At 45.7% G+C, this 19359-nt stretch carries 16 protein-coding genes; 11 read left to right on the top strand and 5 right to left on the bottom strand.

From position 1 onward, the window contains the following. The first annotated feature begins 166 nt into the window (after window positions 1-166). Together MSA64_RS06990 and MSA64_RS06985 are read left to right on the top strand one after the other, a co-directional pair. Complete coding sequence (locus MSA64_RS06990) at window positions 167-2140, top strand: metallophosphoesterase (protein ID WP_287891114.1); 1974 nt, start codon at window positions 167-169, stop codon at window positions 2138-2140. Then, a complete protein-coding gene (locus MSA64_RS06985; protein WP_287891112.1) occupies window positions 2128-2958 on the top strand; it encodes a deoxyribonuclease IV in 831 nt (276 codons plus the stop codon). Before MSA64_RS06990 ends, MSA64_RS06985 begins: the two co-directional genes overlap by 13 nt. 270 nt (window positions 2959-3228) lie before the next feature. Here the strand turns inward: MSA64_RS06985 and MSA64_RS06980 are convergent, their stop codons facing one another. The 4 genes from MSA64_RS06980 to murC all read right to left on the bottom strand — a co-directional run bounded on the left by MSA64_RS06980 (window position 3229) and on the right by murC (window position 8544). Then, window positions 3229-4404 (bottom strand): ribose-phosphate pyrophosphokinase, encoded by a 1176-nt coding sequence (locus MSA64_RS06980; RefSeq protein WP_154431429.1) that lies wholly within the window; start codon window positions 4402-4404, stop codon window positions 3229-3231. Window positions 4405-4406: 2 nt separating this feature from the next. Continuing rightward, window positions 4407-5396, bottom strand: coding sequence for an ATP-binding protein (locus tag MSA64_RS06975; protein WP_106492002.1), 990 nt, complete (start codon window positions 5394-5396; stop codon window positions 4407-4409). A gap of 15 nt (window positions 5397-5411) precedes the next feature. Beyond that, window positions 5412-6560 carry a DnaD domain protein gene (locus MSA64_RS06970; protein WP_277663877.1) on the bottom strand — a complete coding sequence of 383 codons (1149 nt, stop codon included), beginning with the start codon at window positions 6558-6560 and terminating at the stop codon, window positions 5412-5414. Window positions 6561-7164: 604 nt separating this feature from the next. After that, the gene (gene murC / locus MSA64_RS06965) at window positions 7165-8544 is read right to left on the bottom strand and encodes a UDP-N-acetylmuramate--L-alanine ligase (protein WP_287891109.1); all 1380 of its coding nucleotides are present in this window, start codon (window positions 8542-8544) and stop codon (window positions 7165-7167) included. Window positions 8545-8894: 350 nt separating this feature from the next. Here murC and MSA64_RS06960 point away from each other — a divergent pair, with 350 nt between their 5' ends. From MSA64_RS06960 to MSA64_RS06935, 6 genes are all read left to right on the top strand, one after another. Next, the gene (locus MSA64_RS06960; RefSeq protein WP_287891107.1) at window positions 8895-10166 is read left to right on the top strand and encodes a glucose-1-phosphate adenylyltransferase; all 1272 of its coding nucleotides are present in this window, start codon (window positions 8895-8897) and stop codon (window positions 10164-10166) included. A gap of 1 nt (window position 10167) precedes the next feature. Further along, the gene (gene glgD / locus MSA64_RS06955) at window positions 10168-11286 is read left to right on the top strand and encodes a glucose-1-phosphate adenylyltransferase subunit GlgD (RefSeq protein WP_022170945.1); all 1119 of its coding nucleotides are present in this window, start codon (window positions 10168-10170) and stop codon (window positions 11284-11286) included. Between the two features lie 94 nt (window positions 11287-11380). Next, complete coding sequence (gene spoVG, locus MSA64_RS06950; RefSeq protein WP_106492009.1) at window positions 11381-11662, top strand: septation regulator SpoVG; 282 nt, start codon at window positions 11381-11383, stop codon at window positions 11660-11662. Between the two features lie 170 nt (window positions 11663-11832). Then, a complete protein-coding gene (locus MSA64_RS06945; RefSeq protein ID WP_418888109.1) occupies window positions 11833-13215 on the top strand; it encodes an RsmF rRNA methyltransferase first C-terminal domain-containing protein in 1383 nt (460 codons plus the stop codon). A gap of 141 nt (window positions 13216-13356) precedes the next feature. Then, complete coding sequence (locus MSA64_RS06940; protein ID WP_287891106.1) at window positions 13357-14667, top strand: PcsB-like coiled-coil domain-containing protein; 1311 nt, start codon at window positions 13357-13359, stop codon at window positions 14665-14667. Between the two features lie 151 nt (window positions 14668-14818). Further along, complete coding sequence (locus MSA64_RS06935) at window positions 14819-15388, top strand: M15 family metallopeptidase (protein ID WP_287891104.1); 570 nt, start codon at window positions 14819-14821, stop codon at window positions 15386-15388. Between the two features lie 61 nt (window positions 15389-15449). Here MSA64_RS06935 and MSA64_RS06930 read toward each other — a convergent pair whose 3' ends face one another. Next, window positions 15450-15983, bottom strand: coding sequence for a stage V sporulation T C-terminal domain-containing protein (locus MSA64_RS06930; protein ID WP_022170940.1), 534 nt, complete (start codon window positions 15981-15983; stop codon window positions 15450-15452). Between the two features lie 409 nt (window positions 15984-16392). On the opposite strand from MSA64_RS06930, the gene MSA64_RS06925 reads away from it, so the two are divergent. From MSA64_RS06925 to MSA64_RS06915, 3 genes are all read left to right on the top strand, one after another. Continuing rightward, window positions 16393-17772 (top strand): sugar transferase, encoded by a 1380-nt coding sequence (locus tag MSA64_RS06925; protein ID WP_287891102.1) that lies wholly within the window; start codon window positions 16393-16395, stop codon window positions 17770-17772. Between the two features lie 3 nt (window positions 17773-17775). After that, the gene (locus MSA64_RS06920; RefSeq protein WP_287891101.1) at window positions 17776-18834 is read left to right on the top strand and encodes a glycosyltransferase family 2 protein; all 1059 of its coding nucleotides are present in this window, start codon (window positions 17776-17778) and stop codon (window positions 18832-18834) included. A gap of 1 nt (window position 18835) precedes the next feature. Then, window positions 18836-19359, top strand: a 524-nt coding sequence (locus MSA64_RS06915; protein ID WP_287891100.1) for a hypothetical protein, incomplete at its 3' end; no start/stop codon positions are given.

Raw genomic sequence — 19359 nt, 5'->3', positions numbered from 1 at the left:
AACTGTTCAGTACCTTCACAGTTACGAGCCAAAATGCATAAAAAATCACCTTCGGTGATGGCATTTTGGCTTGTATGTCTCGGGATTTTGACATATTCATGTCAAAACACCTCGCGGGACAGTGGCTACTGAATAGTTACGTAATTATACAGTAACAGGAGAGGCTATGCGATTTATTCATATGGCTGATGTACATTTGGGGGCGGTTCCGGATTCGGGCTGCCCCTGGAGTGCATTCAGGGAAAATGAAATCTGGGAAACCTTTGTACGGGTGATCGACCAGATCAGAGAAGAGAAAATAGAGTTGTTGCTGATCGCAGGAGATCTGTTTCACAGACAGCCGTTGCCTTCTCAGACAGAGAGAGTCAGTCAGCTGTTTGCATCCATACCGGATACCGAGGTGGTGTGGATGGCAGGAAGCCACGATTATCTGCGGGAAGACTCAGCGTATCGTAAGGTGAAATGGACGAAGAATGTTCATGGATTTCTGAGTGAGAAACCGGAAGTGATCAGTCTGGAAAAGCTGCATACGAAAGTGTATGGATGCAGTTATGAGCATCCGGAGGTTACGGAAGCGATATACAGCAGCATCCGGCCGGAGGATCAGCCGGGGATTCATATCCTGCTGGCATATGGTGGAGATGAAACGCATATTCCTATGAAAAAAGAGGATGGAGCCGGTTTTGACTATGTGGCATTGGGGTATCGCCATATACCGGGAGTACTGGTGGAAAATCAGATGGCATATGCCGGTTCTCCGGAACCCATCCGCCTGGAAGAGACAGGAACCCACGGGGTTGTCTACGGAGAGATCACAGAGGACGAACAGGGGCAGTATCATACGCAGATCACACTGGTTCCCTGTGCGTGTCGTTCGTATATTCCTCTTTCACTGCGGATTCATTCAGGCACCACACAGGCGGCTCTGGAGCAGAAAGTACAGGACGCGATCGCACAGAAAGGAAGCGAAGATATCTACTGGCTCAGGATCCAGGGATATCGGAATCCGGAACTGGAGTTTGAACTGGAGGCACTGCATGCCTATGGAAATATTGTAAAAATAACGGATGAAACCCGCCCGTGCTATGATCTGAACCGACTGAAACGGGAAAAACTGGGAACGAAAATCGGTGCATATATCCACTGGTTCGAGAAAAAACAGGGAAAAGTAGAACAGAAAGCACTGGATTATGGACTGCAGGCACTGCTTGCCGAAGACAGGGATGAAAGAGAGGTGCTTTCAGAAAAGATAACGGCCTGGAAGGAAAAGAAACAGGAACTGCGAAAGGAGAGAGAAAGTCGGAGTGCGGTGGTAGAACAAACGATGCACCGTATCATGCGGGAACGCTCCGGTCTGGAACAACAGCTGCTGGTCAATGGTTCCGAGATCCGCCGTCTGGAACTGAACCGGAATGCAACAGAAAAGCACCTGGAGCAGGAACGACGGGAAGAAGGAAAACGACAGGCAGAAGAAAGCAGACAGCCAAAAAGTGAACAGCCCCTGAATCCGGAAAGATCGGTAGCAGAGCAACCTGTCCAGACACGAAAAGCAGTCGGGGGAAAAGAAAGAAAGCTATTGGATATTCCTAAAATTCCCAAAATTTCCGAAATATTTACATGGACAGGAATCGTACTTGCCATATTGATCCTGATCGATCCGTTTTCCTGGAATCGGGCTGTGTGTACGGTGCTTGGCCTTGTGATTCTGACGGGCACTCTGATGGGAAGGATGTATCTGGTAAACTGGCTTCGAACCAGGGACAGTATGGCCGTGCAACGGACAGTTGTACGGGATGAGCCGGAGCAGAAGGAAGACACGGAACAGGAAGAGTTACAGAAGGACTGGGAAGAACGATTAAAAGAAAGAAAGAAGGAACTGCGTCAGATCAGTCATCAGATTCTGCGACTGCAGGAGCGGGGAGTTCATCTTGCGACAGAGGCGGAAGAAAAGAAAATACAGACAGAAAATCTGCAGGAAGAGATCCGGGAGTTGTCTTGTCCGACCTGGGAGGAAGAATCCTGTGATATGGAGATTTCCGGTCTTAAACTGGCACTTACGGTGCTGACGGAGGAAGAAAGCATACGACATGTCGGAGATCGGAGTGAACGGAAGGAAAAGGAGAGAGAATGCTTAGAATAGGTTGTCATTTGTCCTCGTCGAAGGGATTTTTTCATATGGGAAAAGAGGCGGTGAAGATTGGAGCGAATACCTTTCAGTTTTTCACCCGAAACCCAAGAGGAAGCAGAGCGAAAGAAATAGATCCGGAGGATGTGAGAAAGTTTCTGGAATATGCGCAGGAACATGATATCTGTCAGATCCTGGCTCATGCGCCATATACACTGAATCCATGTTCTAAGGATGCAAAGACCAGGGAATTTGCCTGGATGACGATGGAGGATGATCTGAAACGGATGGAGTATGTTCCGGGGAACTGTTATAATTTTCATCCGGGAAGTCACGTAGGACAGGGCGCACAGGAAGGAATCCGGATGATCAGTGAGATGCTGAATCAGATTCTGAAGGAGGAGCAGCACACGACGGTGCTTTTGGAGACGATGGCAGGAAAAGGAACAGAGGTTGGTCGGAGCTTTGAGGAACTGGCGCAGATTCTGGATCGGGTGGAGTTGAAGAGCCATATGGGTGTTTGCCTGGATACGTGTCATGTGTATGACGCGGGGTATGATCTGGTGGGACAGCTGGATCAGGTGCTGGAGGAGTTTGACCGGGTGATCGGGCTTGAGAGGCTGAAGGCGATTCACATGAATGACAGTAAGAATCCGTTTGCGAGTCATAAGGACCGGCATGAGAAGATCGGGGAAGGGTCGATCGGGCTGGAAGCGTTTGAGAGGATGGTGAATCATCCGAAACTGCAGGGGATTCCGATCTATCTGGAGACACCGAATGAACTGGAGGGGTATGCGCGGGAGATCCGGGTGCTGAGAGAGATGAAGAGGTAGTTGAAGTTGACGACGCGGACGAAACGTGCTTCGGCTTTCTGCTCTGGCAACGTGGGCAGGGCTGTGCGGGAGGTTTTGGGAAAAGGGCGCGGGAAGGATTACAGTTGTGGGAAGTGGTCCTTCCCGCGTCTTTTTGGGTAGGTTATGAAAAGAAAAAAGAGACATATTAACGAAAGAATCTTTGAAGTGAGAGTTTCGTCGGTATGTCTCTTTTGTGTTAGATATTTCATAAATCAGGTAATGCCAGTGTGCCTGGCATTACCTGATTTATCAGATCGTCTCGTTATTTCTGTATTTGGTCAGGACTTTCTGGATGCGTTCTACCGGGTTCAGGAGTTTGCTGATGGAATCGTCGTGATTCAGGGTGTCGATGATCAGGGCGATGTATTTGCTCATATCGCAGTTGATATAGTAAGGTTTACTCAGCAGTTCCGGGGTCTGGTAGATCAGGTTGGTGGTCAGGATGCGGTCGAAGATCCCTTTTTCGTAGGCTTCATCGAACTTTGTCATGCCGTTAGTGAACAGACCAAAGGTGGAACACATGAAGATTTTGTTGGCTCCCCGGTCTTTGAGGAGCTGAGCTACCTCGAGCATGCTGTCACCGGAGGAAATCATATCGTCTACGATGATCATATCTTTGCCACGAACATCAGCTCCCAGGAATTCATGAGCAACGATAGGGTTTCTTCCGTCTACAATAGTAGAATAGTCACGGCGTTTGTAGAACATACCCATGTCTACGCCAAGGTTGTTTGCCAGATAGATGGCACGGCTCATGCCGCCTTCATCCGGGCTGATGACCATCAGATGTTCTTTATCCAGTTTCAGATCTTTTTCTTTCTTTAAGAGGTTTTTGATAAACTGGTATGCGGACTGTACAGTTTCAAATCCATGCAGTGGGATCGCATTCTGGATTCTCGGATCGTGAGCATCGAAAGTGATGATGTTTTCCACACCCATCTGGATCAGTTCCTGCAGTGCCAGTGCACAGTCGAGGGACTCTCTGCCGGTACGTCTATGCTGGCGGCTCTCATACAAAAATGGCATGATCACGTTGATTCGTCTGGCTTTTCCGGCGATGGCAGCAATGATTCGTTTCAGGTTCTGATAATGATCATCCGGGGACATATGGTTGGTCTGTCCTGCCAGAGAATATGTCAGACTGTAGTTGCAGACATCTACCAGAATATAGATATCATCACCACGTACGGATTCCTTCAGGATACCTTTTGCTTCTCCGGAACCGAAACGGGGAAGATCAGACCCGATCAGGTAAGTATCTCTGTCGTAGCCTTCATATAAAACACCTTCATTGTGGCGTTTTTTTCTCCAGCTGACCAGGTAGTTATCTACCTTTGTACCGAGTTCGGCGCAGCTGTAGGGAGAAATGATCCCCAGTCGTCCTACAGGAAGCTGTTGCGAATCGTGATTTTTGTTGTGTGACATTGTTAGTTTCCTCCTAATATTTTTTTCTGGATTCTTATATCTTTACCGATGAGTTTGATCATCGTATAGTTACTGGAAACTCTGGAAAATACCCGTTCGGAGTAGGTATCCATAAAACTGCCCAGTGTCAGATTGGTGGAAATTACCGTGGATTTCTTTCTGAGGATCCGTTCATTGATACATAAAAAGAACTGAGAAGCAACAAAGCTGTTGGTAAGTTCTGTTCCAAGATCATCGATGATAAGCAGATCACAGTTGAGAATATAGTCATTTTCTCCTTCCGTGGTATCAGAGTTCGAGAAGGTGTTTCTTGCGAACGCATCGAACAGATCGAAAGCAGAATAATAGATCACGCTGTGCATCGAATCCAAAAGTTCTTTTGCGATGCAGTACGTAAGAAAAGTTTTTCCAACACCGGTATCACCGTAAATGAAAAGATTTTCAAAAGAATGATCAAAGTTCTGAACGAAATCTTTTGAGCGCTGCAATGCGGTTGCGGCACTCTGCCGGGCGGTCTGTCCTGTGGCTTCGTTTACCATATCTTCCGGATAATAATCCAGAGAAAATGCATCGAAGCTGGCTGTTTTTAATAATTCCCGGATATTGGACTGGGTATACAGATGTTCACTGATCGCACGCCTGAAGCAGATACACTTCCGGTTGTCCACATAGCCGGTGTCCTGACACAGAGGACAGGTATAATGCATCTTCAGATAATCCTCCGGATAACCATTGGCTTTTAACAGATCGGTTCGCTCTCTGGATAAAGCCTGAATCTGTTCGTTCAGGTCAAAATCAGTGGCGTTTTTATCACCGAGTAAGATTCGTGCTTTTTTCACACTGATCGCTGCAATCTCCTGATCGATCAGTGCCAGCCGGGGTATCCTGGCCTGTGCTTCGGCGATACGGGCATCTTGTTCATGTTTATTGCGAAACTGCAATCGCTGATAATAGCGCATCAGTGCATCGTACTGACTGTTTTGTAGTGCCACGGTAATTCTCCTTTATCATTTTAAAAGCTGATTTTCAAGTTGATCGTAATCATAATTTCGCTGCTGGAAATTATTGAATCTGTTACCGGAACCCGATGGACGGATTCCCTTCTGTTCCTGCCGCTGCTTTTGTTCCTGACGGTCACTTTGCAGTTGTCTGTGCAAAGTATCCAGAGCCTGAATATCGGTCAGGTGTCGGACACCTTTATCCTTCCAGTCGGAAAGAATCCTGTCCGCATAGCGGAAATTGGCTTTCCCGGTGGATGCTACTGTACGGGAACAGGCTTCCGTGAGGATGTCCATAGTAAATCCGTAATCTTTCATCCAGTGGTCGATCATGTGGATCTCCGACTGGATCGGATTACGGTTGCTGATTCCGAATGCTTTTAAAATTGAAAAATAGTTTCTGTGATAGGTCGTAGTCTCCTGCTTGGCGCGGGTAACTGTGTCGATACCTGCCTCGTGCCAGCTGAAGGCTACTTTCTTTATATAATGAATGTCTTTACTTCCCTTGGAAACACAGTATTCGATCAGATAGTCAAACAGATCCACAGAAAAATGAAGCTCCTCGTAAATATAAAGAAGTTCATCGGTAACTGTTCTTGACAGCGTAGTACCAAGGTAACTTTCGGCCAGAAAGAGAATCTGGCGAACGTCTTCCTGTTCGCGGAGCTCTTTCAGACGGTCAGCACTCATTGTTTTTTTATTCCCTGTTGTCTGAGAGGGCTGAGTGCCTGTCTGCGGGGCATTCCTGGCAGGTGTGACAGATGCTCCGGCTGTCGACGGTGAACCGGATGTGACGGTGTTTGTCGATGTGGCAGGCGAAATCTGAGTAATTGCCTGTTCTGCCAGTGTGTTTTGCACCGTATCCGGCACCATGGGCTGTAGGAAATCAATGGAAGTCTGGGTGTCGGTACCTGCCAGTACGACCAGTTTCTGATTCTCCCAGTAACGAAGGGTGCGAAGCACATCTGATTCTGTGCAGTCAAAAACATCCGCTACAGCAGCCAGGTCCAGTGCGGTGTCGCCGCTTTGCAGACTGCGGAGCAGATAAAGGTAAATTTTAACGAATTCCCCGTTGGCGCGGGGCATATAATAATCTATGAAAATATTGGAAATAATGGTAACTCCGCTGGAGCTTCCATTATGTAAAGATAACTGCATAGTTCTCCTGTAATAGAAAAGTGATGGTATATGTCCTGGTTACGTGCTTATTATAGCATGATTCTTTAAGAAATCAAACATGGTTTTTTATGGGAAGGAGGTGGAAAATAAGGTGCGATGGGGGATTAGCTGGTGTGTAAGTAAGGTGGATAAGCATGTGGATGATGTGGATAAGTGGTGGAAAATTATGAGGTGTGGGGATTATTTGCAACCGGAAAATGGAGGAATTGTTTGAAAAACAGAGAAAATTTGGAGGGAAGAGTGTAAGATTATGTAAACAGAGTTATGCACAGGGGAATCCACAGAGATGGGAACTGAGGGTGGGGATAAATGTGTGGATAATGTGGATAAGTTGAGAAAAAATGGTGGTTGAAAAGGGACGGATCCGAAAGAGGTCTCCTGATGTTGCAGACCTCTTTCGGATCCTGATTTTCACATGGGGAGAGGGTTGAAGTAGATTGTGGATGGAAGGAAAAAGCATAAGAAGAAAATTACAGGGTACGGAGCAGGCGAAAGGATCAGGGGGGTTTTTACATATAAAAATGGCAACCGAACATGTGCGGTTGCCATTTTTGTATGGGGTAAAAGAAGGTTTTTTTGGTGTTTATTTGCCCAGGAGTTTTTCGCCGATCTGGTAGACATCGCCGGCGCCCATGGTGATCAGGAGGTCACCGGGCTGGCAGTTTTCCAGAAGGTAGTTTTCGATTTCATCGAAGGTTGGGAAGTATTCACAGGGAGTTCCCAGTTCCTGGATTCTTTTTTGAAGGTCGGCGGAAGAGATGCCGAGGGTGTCGGTTTCTCTTGCGGCGTAGATGTTTGCCAGTACTACATGGTCTGCCAGAGTCAGTGCTTCGGCGAATTCCGGGAGCAGAGCTTTGGTACGGGTGTAGGTATGTGGCTGGAAGATACACCAGGTCTTTTTGTGCGGATAGTTTTTGGCAGAGGTCAGTGTTGCTTTGATCTCTGTCGGATGATGGGCATAGTCATCGATCACAGTGATATCGCCGATGTTTCCTTTGAACTGGAAACGGCGGTCGGTTCCGGTGAAGTTGATCAGACCTTTCTGGATCGTTGCATCGTCCATACCCAGTTTTTCACCCAGAGCGATCACGGAAAGGGCGTTGGACACGTTGTGGATACCGGGTACCTTCAGGGAGAAGGTTCCTGTGGTTTCACCGTGATGCAGACAGGTAAAGGTCGGGTGACCGAAGGTATCGTATGTAATATCGGTTGCTGTATAATCAGCTTCATGTTCCAGTCCGTAAGTGATGACTTCGCATGGCAGATCCCTGATGATATCCTCATAATGAGGAGTATCACTGTTGATGATCAGGGTACCGTCAGCCGGAAGTTTTTCTGCAAACAGCCGGAAGGAATGGCGGATATCGTCAATATCCTTAAAGAAATCCAGATGATCGGCATCCATGTTCAGGATGATACTGATTTTTGGGAAAAAGCTTAAAAAGCTGTTGGTATATTCACAGGCCTCGGTAATGAAAGTACCGGAATGTCCCAGACGCAGATTACCGCCGATGGCCGGCAGGATACCGCCGACAGAGATTGTAGGATCAAAATCACCTTCCAGCAGAATATGAGAAGCCATGGAAGTTGTTGTGGTTTTTCCGTGGGTTCCGGATACTGCGATGGGGATCTGGTAATTTTTCATGATCTGTCCCAGCAGATCGGCACGGGTCATCATCGGAATATTTTTTTCTTTTGCGCAGGCATATTCCGGGTTATCCGGGTGGATCGCAGCAGTGTAAACCACCAGATCGATACCGTCAATAATATTGGATGCGCGCTGTCCGTAGAAAATCTGTGCACCGTTTGAAGTCAGATGATCCGTCAGAGCACTTTCTTTGGAATCAGAGCCGGATACGGTGAATCCCTCTTTTAAAAGAATCTCGGCAAGGCCGCTCATGCTGATACCGCCGATGCCGATAAAATGTATGTGAACAGGTTTTGTAAAATCAATGGTATACATAGGAGTTCTCCCTTTCTTACAGACGTTTGTATCATATTTATGATGCCGGCTTCCCGGGGTCGGAAAGATTGCGAAAGCTGCTTTCAGCGGGCGATTTGCAGGCATCAGTCGGGTACAAAAGACATTTTGTAACAACATTTATTATAGACGGAAAAGGGGAAAATGGAAAGATTTTTTTAAGGATGAGAAAAAAAACCAATAGATATAGAAGAAAATGGCGAAAGGGAGAAGAAATGTTGTATAAATGTCATAAAAATACGAAAAGATTTGATAAAAATATGTAAAAAATGTTCACTAAATCTGATAAGTGTGATATAATCTTTTTACTATATATGACAAGAGGTGATTGCATGATCAAGAAAGAAATGATTGCAATGCTGTTGGCCGGAGGCCAGGGAAGCCGACTCGGCGTACTTACCGAGAAAGTTGCCAAACCGGCGGTGGCATTTGGAGGAAAATATCGGATTATCGATTTTCCGTTGAGTAACTGTATTAATTCAGGCATTGATACCGTGGGTGTTCTGACCCAGTATCAGCCGCTGCGTCTGAATACCCATATCGGAATCGGTATTCCGTGGGATCTGGACCGGAATGTGGGCGGTGTTACCGTGCTTCCCCCCTACGAAAAAAATGGTAACAGCGACTGGTATACCGGAACAGCAAACGCAATTTTTCAGAATATGGCATACATGGAGACCTATAATCCGGACTACGTTCTGATTCTCTCCGGTGACCATATTTACAAGATGGATTACGAAGTGATGCTTGATTATCATAAGGCAAATAAGGCAGATGTGACCATTGCCTGTATGCCGGTGCCGATCGAAGAGGCAAGCCGTTTCGGTGTTATGATCACTGACGGCGGGGGACGTATTACCGAGTTTGAAGAAAAACCGGAACATCCAAGAAGTAATCTGGCATCCATGGGAATTTATATTTTCTCCTGGAAGACACTCAAAGAGTCTCTGATGGCACTGAAAGATCAGCCAAACTGTGACTTCGGTAAACATATCCTGCCATACTGCAGAGATAATGGAAAGAGACTGTTTGCCTATGAATTCAACGGATACTGGAAAGACGTAGGAACACTGGGGTCTTATTGGGAAGCAAATATGGAACTGATCGATATCATTCCGGAATTTAACCTGTATGAAGAATTCTGGAAAATCTATACCAAAGGTGATATCATCCGTCCACAGTACATATCCGGGGAATCCGTTGTTGAAAGAAGCATCATCGGTGAAGGTGCGGAGATTTATGGTGAAGTGCATAATTGCGTCATCGGTGCGGATGTAACGATTGAAAAGGGAGCTGTGGTGCGGAATTCCATTATTATGAAACATACACGCATCGGCGCCGGAAGCCAGATTGACAAGTCCATTATCGCAGAGAGTGTGGATATCGGAGAAAATGTTGTCACAGGTGTGGGCGAGGAAGCTCCGAATGTTCTGAAACCGGCTGTCTATGGATTCGGCCTTGTCACAATCGCAGAAAATTCTGTTATTCCGTCAGGCGTGAAGATTGGAAAGAACACAGCTATCAGCGGTGAGACCACAGTGGAGGATTATCCGGACGGAGAGCTTGTAAGCGGCGGAGCAATTGTAAAGAAGGACGGTGAGTAATATGAGAGCATTAGGAATTATTCTGGCAGGCGGTAATAACAACAGGATGAGAGAACTGTCCAACAGACGTGCCATCGCAGCGATGCCGGTAGCGGGAAGCTATCGGAGCATCGACTTTGCACTGAGTAATATGACCAATTCTCATATTGCGAAAGTTGCAGTCCTGACACAGTACAACGCAAGATCGTTGAATGAGCATCTGAGCTCTTCCAAATGGTGGAATTTCGGAAGAAAGCAGGGAGGTTTGTTTGTGTTTACACCGACGATCACTCCGGATAACAGTTTCTGGTATCAGGGAACCGCAGATGCGATTTATCAGAACCTGGATTTTCTGAAGAGAAGCCATGAACCCTATGTGGTCATCGCATCCGGTGATTGTGTATATAAACTGGATTATAACAAAGTTCTGGAATACCATATCGCAAAACGTGCCGATGTGACTATTGTGTGCAAGGATGTGGATGCCAATGAGGATGTGACCAGATTTGGTGTGCTTCGCATGAATGAAGACTACCGGATCGAAGAATTCGAAGAGAAACCGATGTTGTCCGATTATCATACGATCTCTACAGGAATCTATGTGATCCGGCGCCGCCAGCTGATCGAGATGATCGAGCGCTGCGCACAGGAAGGAAGACATGATTTTGTAAAAGATATCCTGATCCGCTATAAGAATCTGAAGAGGATCTATGGATATAAGATCCAGGATTACTGGAACAACATCTCTACCGTTGAGGCTTATTACAAGACCAATATGGATTTCTTAAAACCGGAAGTGAGAGATTATTTCTTCCGTCAGTATCCGGGAATCAACTCCAAGATCGACGATCTTCCGCCGGCAAAATATAATCCGGGATGTCTGGTAAAGAACAGCCTGGTATCCAGCGGCTGTATCATCAACGGGCAGGTGGAGAATTCTGTTCTGTTTAAGAAAGTATATGTGGGAAATAACTGCGTTATCAAGAATTCTATCATTCTGAACGACGTATATCTGGGTGATAATACCCATATCGAAAACTGCATCGTAGAAAGCCGGGATACCATCCGGGCCAATTCTTACTATTGCGGAGAAGGCGAAATAAAAGTTGTCGTGGAAAAGAACGAGCGCTATGCGCTGTAATAACAGAGCGGCTGTCTGGTGGTTCGCGGAGAAATAACTAATCAGCGGCTATAACTGTTCGGAAGGAGAACGACATATGAAAGGGGCATGTGCTATGGAGATTACAGACGTAAGAGTGCGCAAAGTGACAAAAGAAGGTAAGATGAAAGCAGTTGTTTCCATAACAATTGATGATGAATTTGTTGTACATGATATTAAAGTAATCGAGGGAGAGAAAGGACTGTTTATCGCTATGCCAAGCCGTAAGGCTTCCGATGGAGAGTATCGCGATATTGCACATCCGATCAATTCCAACACAAGAGAAAAGATCCAGAGTCTGATTTTGGAGAAATACGAGGAAGTAATGGCAGAAGATGCCGTTGCAGACAATGCGTAACCGGATTGTCATATATATGGGGTGACGCAAAAACGAGATAAAAGCGGTGGCTGGGGGCCACCGCTTTTTCTTTACAAAATGCCAGAGTCTTGCTATAGTGGAGCGTAGAAAAATATCCGTGGGAGAATGGCGGAAGAGGAAGAAAAAGAGGAGACAGGTGTGTGATGAGAGTGGAACTGCCGGAAAGCTTTGAAAAGAGAATGCAAGAGATGCTGGGGGATGAATACGAATCGTATATCGAAAGTTATGATAACCCCAGACAGTACGGACTTCGGATTAATCCGATGAAGATCACGGAAGAGGAACTGGCGGAAGGCTCCGGTTTTTCTCTGGATCCGATTCCGTGGACAAAGACCGGGTATTTTTATAAAGAAGAAGATCAGCCGGCCAGACATCCATATTACAGTGCCGGTCTTTATTATCTGCAGGAGCCAAGCGCCATGACTCCGGCGGCGAGGTTTCCGGTGGAACCGGGGGAGAGAGTTCTGGATCTGTGTGCAGCACCGGGAGGAAAGGCAACGGCTCTCGGCGCAGCGCTTCAGGGAAAAGGTGTGCTGGTGGCAAATGATATCAGTAATTCCAGGGCCAAAGCACTGTTAAAGAATCTGGAAGTATTTGGCATATCCAACGCCTTTGTGACCAACGAAGTACCACAGAACCTGGCAGAGCGGTTTGAAGGATTTTTTGATAAAGTGCTGATCGATGCACCGTGCTCCGGGGAGGGGATGTTCCGCAAAGATCCGGCGGTGATCAAAACCTGGGAGGAAGAACGCCCGGAGTACTTTGCAAAACTGCAGAAAGATATTCTGAAAAATGGTGTGCGGATGCTGCGCCCGGGTGGAAAACTGCTGTATTCCACCTGTACCTTTGCTCCGGTAGAAAACGAGGGAAGTATCTCCTGGATCCTGGAGCAGTGTCCGGAGATGGAACTGATTCCCATCGAAGGATATGAAGGATTCTCTGAGGGTAACCCTGCGTGGGGTGATGGAAGAGAGGAACTGCGCCGCTGTGTGCGGATCTGGCCGCATAAGATGAAAGGAGAGGGGCATTTTCTGGCCCTGCTGAAAAAGTCCGAGGATGCGCCCGAGACAAGGATCAGACTGGAACCGCCGACGCGGATGGATAAGAAAAATAAAGCAGTTCTGGAAGAATTCTTCAGGGACTGTCAGTGGAAACCGGACTGGGAGCGGGTACAGATCAAGGGAGAGAAAGTCTACCTGGTACCGGAGCTTCCGGTAAAGTTGAACGGTATCCATTTCTTAAGAAACGGACTGTACCTGGGAGATCTGAAGAAAAACCGTTTTGAACCATCCCAGCAGCTGGCGATGACGCTGAAGGCTTCCGACTATGCGGGAAGCGTATCCCTTTCACCGGAGGATGAACGGATCGGACGATATCTGCGTGGAGAAACCCTGCTTTTGGAACCGGGGGAAGCGACCAGAGAGAAAGGTTGGATCCTGGTCTGTGTGGATCAGTATGCACTCGGTTGGGGAAAACTTGTGAACGGAGTTCTGAAGAATAAATACTGGAGCGGCTGGCGGCTAAAAAGTTGACATAATCCGCACTTTAATGCGGAAATTCGCCAAAACTCCACTAATTATTACGCAAATATTACGAGATGTTAAAAAACTACTTCACAATGCTACAAAATCATGCTATAATGACTCTTGCCTGAGAAAGTGAGAGGAATTAATATGAGAAGAAAAAGAATCATAAGCCTGGTACTTTCCGCATGTCTTATCGTGGGAAGTGCGGTACAGGGTGGAGCTGCTACCACGCAGGAGAAGATCTCCGATGCGAAGGCACAGCAGCAGGCGAATCAGTCTTCCCTGCAACAGACCCAGGAAAAGATTCAGGAACTGGAATCAAAAAAAGGTGAATCCGAAACATATCTTGCAGATCTGAACACTCAGTTGGACGATCTTCGCAGCAGTCTGGAAAAACTGCAGAACGATTACGATGCGAAGCAGGAAGAACTGACACAGCTGCAAAGTGACCTTGAAGATGCGAAAGCGGATGAAGCGCAGCAGTATGAAGCGATGAAACTCCGTATCCGCTATATGTACGAAAACTCAGCCAGCAATTATATGAACCTGCTGTTCGAATCAGGAAGTATTTCTGATTTCTTAAACCAGGCTGAGAACATTTCCCAGATGTCAAAGTATGACAGAGACATGCTGGATACATACAGAGAAACAAAAGAAGCCATCCAGACCAAAGAGGAACAGGTGGCACAGGAAAAAGAAGAGATTGTGGCTCTTCAGCAGGAGAGCGCGGACAAGCAGGCAGCAGTAGAAGAACTGGTGGAGGCAACTTACCAGCAGATTCGTGAATATCAGGAAGATATTCAGAGTCAGCAGACAGCAGAGAATGATCTGTTGACCAAGATCAGCAGTCAGGAAGATGCGATCAACGACCTTCTTCGTCAGGCAAAAGAGGAAGAAGCAGCAGCCAGATTAGCAGCACAGCAGGCGGCACAGGCAGCAGCTGAGAAAGCAGCACAGGAAGCGGCAGCAAAAGAAGCAGCAGAGAAAAAAGCGGCAGAAGATGCAGCAGCACAAAAGGCAGCACAGCAGAAAGCAGCGCAGCAGGCAGCGTCAGCGACACAGAAAAAATCAAACAGCAGTACAACAACGACTACAACGACAAGTAATACTGCTGCGAATACAACAACTTCAACAACTACAACAGACAGCTCCGACGATACCATCGATACTTCACAGGGCAAATACCTGGGAAGATTCAAACTGACAGCATATTGCAGCTGTTCCATCTGTTGCGGAAAATGGTCCGGCGGCGGTACAGCCAGCGGAACCACTCCGACACCGGGACGTACTATCGCGATGGCGGGAGTTCCATTCGGAACCAAACTTTCCATCAACGGTCAGATCTATACCGTAGAAGACAGAGGAACCGCATACGGACATGTGGATATCTTCATGGGAAGCCACAGCCAGGCATTGAGCTTTGGTATGAAATATGCAGATGTGTATCAGGTGAATTAGAGAAAAATAAGAACAGAGAGTGCAGGATACGGGAAACGTGTCTGCGCTCTCTTTTTTCGCTTACAGGAGATTGCTTTCCTGTTCATAATCCGGCTTCCGGCTGCATAGAATGCAGGTAGTTTCATAGCAACGAAACAAAGGAGGGGAAAAGATGGATGCCACGATTCTGGTAAACCGTACACACCGCTTACCGCGAAAAGCGATACCACAGACCTTAGTTGAGCCGGAAATCATCTTTGATGCACCTGTCGGGGACAGGAAAAGATTACTTGCAGTCAGTGCGGCGAAGGGAGTGGAGGCGCTTTTTGCGAGAGGAAAAGAGGAAGGAATCTATCTGTGCGGAGTATCCGGCTACCGAAGCTACGAAAGACAGGAAGAACTCTATCAGAAGAAACGGCGGGAACAGCCGAAAGGAAACGAAGGTTCTGTACATTGGATAGCACCGCCGGGAGCCAGTGAGCATCAGACGGGTCTGGCACTGGATGTTTCCTGCCAGGCGGTTGACTATCAACTGGATGAGCGTTTCGGAGAAACCCGGGAAGGCCGGTGGCTGAAACGGTGTGCACCCTTATATGGCTTCATCCTGCGCTATCCGAAAGGGAAAGAGCATATAACCGGATATGGATGGGAGCCCTGGCATATCCGGTATGTAACCCGGTCGCTGGCGTTGTATCTGACACTTACAGGGCTGACACTGGAAGAATATTATGAGCAGAAATAAAATGAGGCGGAACGCCGGCAAAAGATGCTGGTGTTCCGCCTTGTTGTTACATTGTATATCATCAATTGTTCATAGTGAAGGTCAGATATCGGGCTATCATTTCTGCTACCTTTGCATCCGCTTCGGAAATCGGATCCGTGCGCTTCATGCCAAGAAAACACACGGCCCCGACCGGATCCCCGTCCCGTGTCACAGGAACCAGCGCCTGTTCCGTGTGCGCATCATCGTCTGTCACCGGATAATAAGCGTTATTTTCCGGGATAAAATCCCGGTCAAAGAGTCGCTGCTCCATCGCTTTACTGAGAGATTTCCCCTGATACTTCTTATTCTCCGGCCCGGCCGCGGCCACCACCTGCTCCTGATCACAGATACAAAACAACTTCCCGCACGTCTTCGCCGCCGCATCCGCCAGCTGCTGCGCCCCGCTCGAAAACTCCCCGATCGGCGAATATTTCTTCAGAATAATCTCCCCGTTCCGATCCGTAAAAATCTCCAGAGGCTCTGATTCCCGTATCTTCAACGTCCGCCGTATCTCCTTCGGAATCACCACCCGCCCGAGATCATCGATTCTTCGTACAATACCTGTTGCTTTCATAGACTTTCTCCTTATCCGTATAAATATGATGTGCTAAACCTGGTTTTAGATGAAATTAAAGTTCTGGTGTTAGTATTGGCGGATTTTTGGAAAATATGAGTGAAATTGGAAGGAGTGGGATTCTTATTTTGGTTTATCGATTAATATCCAATACAATGATCAACAAACTATTGGTATTTTTATTTTATTATTTTTAAACCTGAAATGAGACTGGAAACGTCTAATATAGGGGAGAATGCATAGTGAGAGTTATACGAAGAAATGAAAGCTGAAGACTATAGTTAGGTATAATTCCCGGGTGGTAATAAAGTGGGGAATATGGTATAATTTATCAAATAGAGTATTATTTTTGAAATATAGAAAATATACAACATAATAATACTATAGAGTTATTCTAAGGGAGAGACAAATGATAAAAAAAATTCTGAAAAAACTGGATAAAAGTTTGCTCTTGATCATGAAGCTGACCTTATATCTGATTCTCATGGCACTTTTTTTCTGGATCATGTCATTCGAGAACAGACCGTTGTTGGTTTTGTCCAGAACGATGGGAAGTACTATCTTAACGTTTACGATCGTAGGGGCATTATTCCTGCGTATCTATGGAACCTATGACATCGGGCGGAGAAAAAGTAAACCGATTATCTATTCACTGGTTCTGGCAGTTATTTTCACAGATATTGTCACCTATCTGGAATTAATGATCATGAATACCATTACCCCGGATATCGGAGCGTTCCGCCTGACCAGTATCGAATGGTTATTACTTACTATCGTGGTGCAGATTGCCGTGATCATATTGTATACCTATGCCGGAAATGCATTGTATTTTTATGCACATGATCCGGAACCATGTTGCATTATCGCATCCACAGAAGACGGCGTACGTCGTGTGATGTGCGGAATCAATAAGTACAAAAAACAGTATAAAGTAGAACATGTAGTTCATTATAAAAAGAAAACGCTGTATCAGTTTATTGATGAAACGCATGCAGTATTTTTGTGTGAGATCCCGGCGGTGGAGAGAGAAAACATCATTAATTACTGTTATGAAAATAAGAAAAATATTTACTACACTCCGGAAATTGCTGATGTGGTGGAGAGCAACGCAGAAAACTATCTGCTGGATGATATCAGCGTATTTAACTATAATGTAAAGTCATTATCTCTGGAACAGAGATTTCTGAAACGTACACTGGATCTGGTGCTGGTCATTCTTATGGGAATCGTAAGTTCACCAATCTGGATCGTCAGCGCGATCGCAATCAAATCATACGATCACGGTTCCATTTTATTTAAACAAAAAAGAGCAACCTTGAATGGTCGGGTGTTCGAAGTATACAAGTTCAGAACGATGAAAGAAAACGTGGAAAATCGTTCAGTCACCAAAGATGATGACCGTATCACGCCGCCGGGAAAGATCCTTCGTAAGATCCGTATGGATGAACTTCCGCAGCTTCTGAACATTTTAAAAGGAGATATGAGCTTTGTAGGTCCGCGCCCGGAGATGATGGAAAATGTAACAGCATATACCGAAGATCTCCCGGAATTCAAATACCGTCTGCGTGTAAAAGCCGGACTCACCGGTTATGCTCAGATCGCAGGAAAATACAACACAACACCGAAAGACAAACTGATGATGGATCTGCTGTATATCGAACATTATTCTATCTGGAAAGATATTCAGCTGCTGTTCCAGACGGCGATTGTTTTTCTGAAGGCGGATAGTACGGAAGCGTTTGATACAGGAAATAAAATAACATTTGATGAATTTGAAGAAGAGGAATAGAGCATGTCAGAGATAAAAGTAAGCATTATTATGCCAGTTTATAAGGTAGAAGAATATGTAGGAAAGGCTATTGAGAGTATTCAGGCGCAGACCATGAAAGAGTGGGAGTTCCTGATCGTAGATGACGGAACGCCGGATCGAAGCGGTGAGATCTGTGATGCGTATGCTGCAAAAGACGACAGAATTCACGTAATCCACAAAGAAAATGGTGGAGCACCAAGTGCCAGAAACCTGGCTGTCGATATGGCAAAAGGTGAGTATATGTATTTCCTGGATTCCGATGACTGGGCAGAACCTACGATGCTGGAAGATATGTACAATCTGGCAAAAAGGGATCAGGCACAGCTGGTTGTTGCGGGATTCTATATTGACACTTATTACGAAAAAGATAAATATCTGACAGATAACTATGTAGTGGAAGATGCTGTATATCCCAACAAAGAAGCATTCCGCAAAAATGCATACAAATTGTTTGATAAAAACCTGTTGTATACTCCGTGGAATAAATTGTATGAGTCTAAATATATTGTGGAAAACAACTTACGCTTTCCGACCACGTTCTGGGACGATTTCCCATTTAACGTAAGTATCGTAAGAAATGTAGAGCGGGTTACTGTAACATCCAAACAGTATTATCATTTTCTGCGTGCCAGATCAGAATCCGAGACAACTGCATACCGTCCGGGAATGTATGAGAAACGCGAAGAAGAACACGGCTGGATGGTAAATCTGTATAAAGAATGGAAAGTCATGGATGAAAACAGCATGGAAATGATCGCACGTCGTTACGTGGAACGATTTATCGGCTGTGTAGAAAACATCACAAACCCGAAGTGCGAGATGAGCGCCAGTGAAAAGAGAAAAGAAATCAAACAGATGATGAAAAATCCACGTCTGAAACAGATGCTCAAACTGGCAAAACCAAGATCCAGCTATATGAAACTCATGGTACTCCCTCTGAAATGGAACAGTACACTGCTGACATACTGGGAGGCAAATGTAATTACGCTGGTTAAGACGAAGAATACGAAATTGTTTACGAAGTTGAAGGTGGGAAGATAAAATGGCAACATTAAGAGAATATATATATTCTATTTTGCGACATTGGAAGTGGGTATTAATTATAACATTATGTGCTGGAGTTATCGGAAGTGTGATATATAGATTACAATGTACGGATGACGAAGATGCATTAAAAACAACTAATGTTGAGACGGAATGGAGAAGTGCAGAAGAAGTATATTCAGGAAGTTTAAAATATGTTGGAATTGGAAACGAGATAGTGAGTGGGAGCACGATTAGAGATGCATATTTAGCAAAATTAAATGGCACAGAAATTACCCAAAAGATAGAAAAGAAAATAGGAAATAGTAGACCAGATGGTTACATTGATGCGTTAATAAAAATCAGTACTAGTGATTTAGATACATATTTGGGTATAAATGTTGTAGATTATGATGAGAGTGAATGCAAAACAATTTTAAATGAAATAAAATCATATTTGACAGGAAAAAATACAGAGATGAGTATAGGATTGGGAGAGCATTCTTTATTTTTGGTAGATTCGTTTGTGACGAAAATTCCTAA

Source organism: Oliverpabstia sp., assembly GCF_022785585.1.
GTDB lineage: Bacteria > Bacillota > Clostridia > Lachnospirales > Lachnospiraceae > Oliverpabstia > Oliverpabstia intestinalis.
Note: the sequence above shows the minus strand (reverse complement) of the source record. Positions and strands in the feature narration are given on the sequence as shown.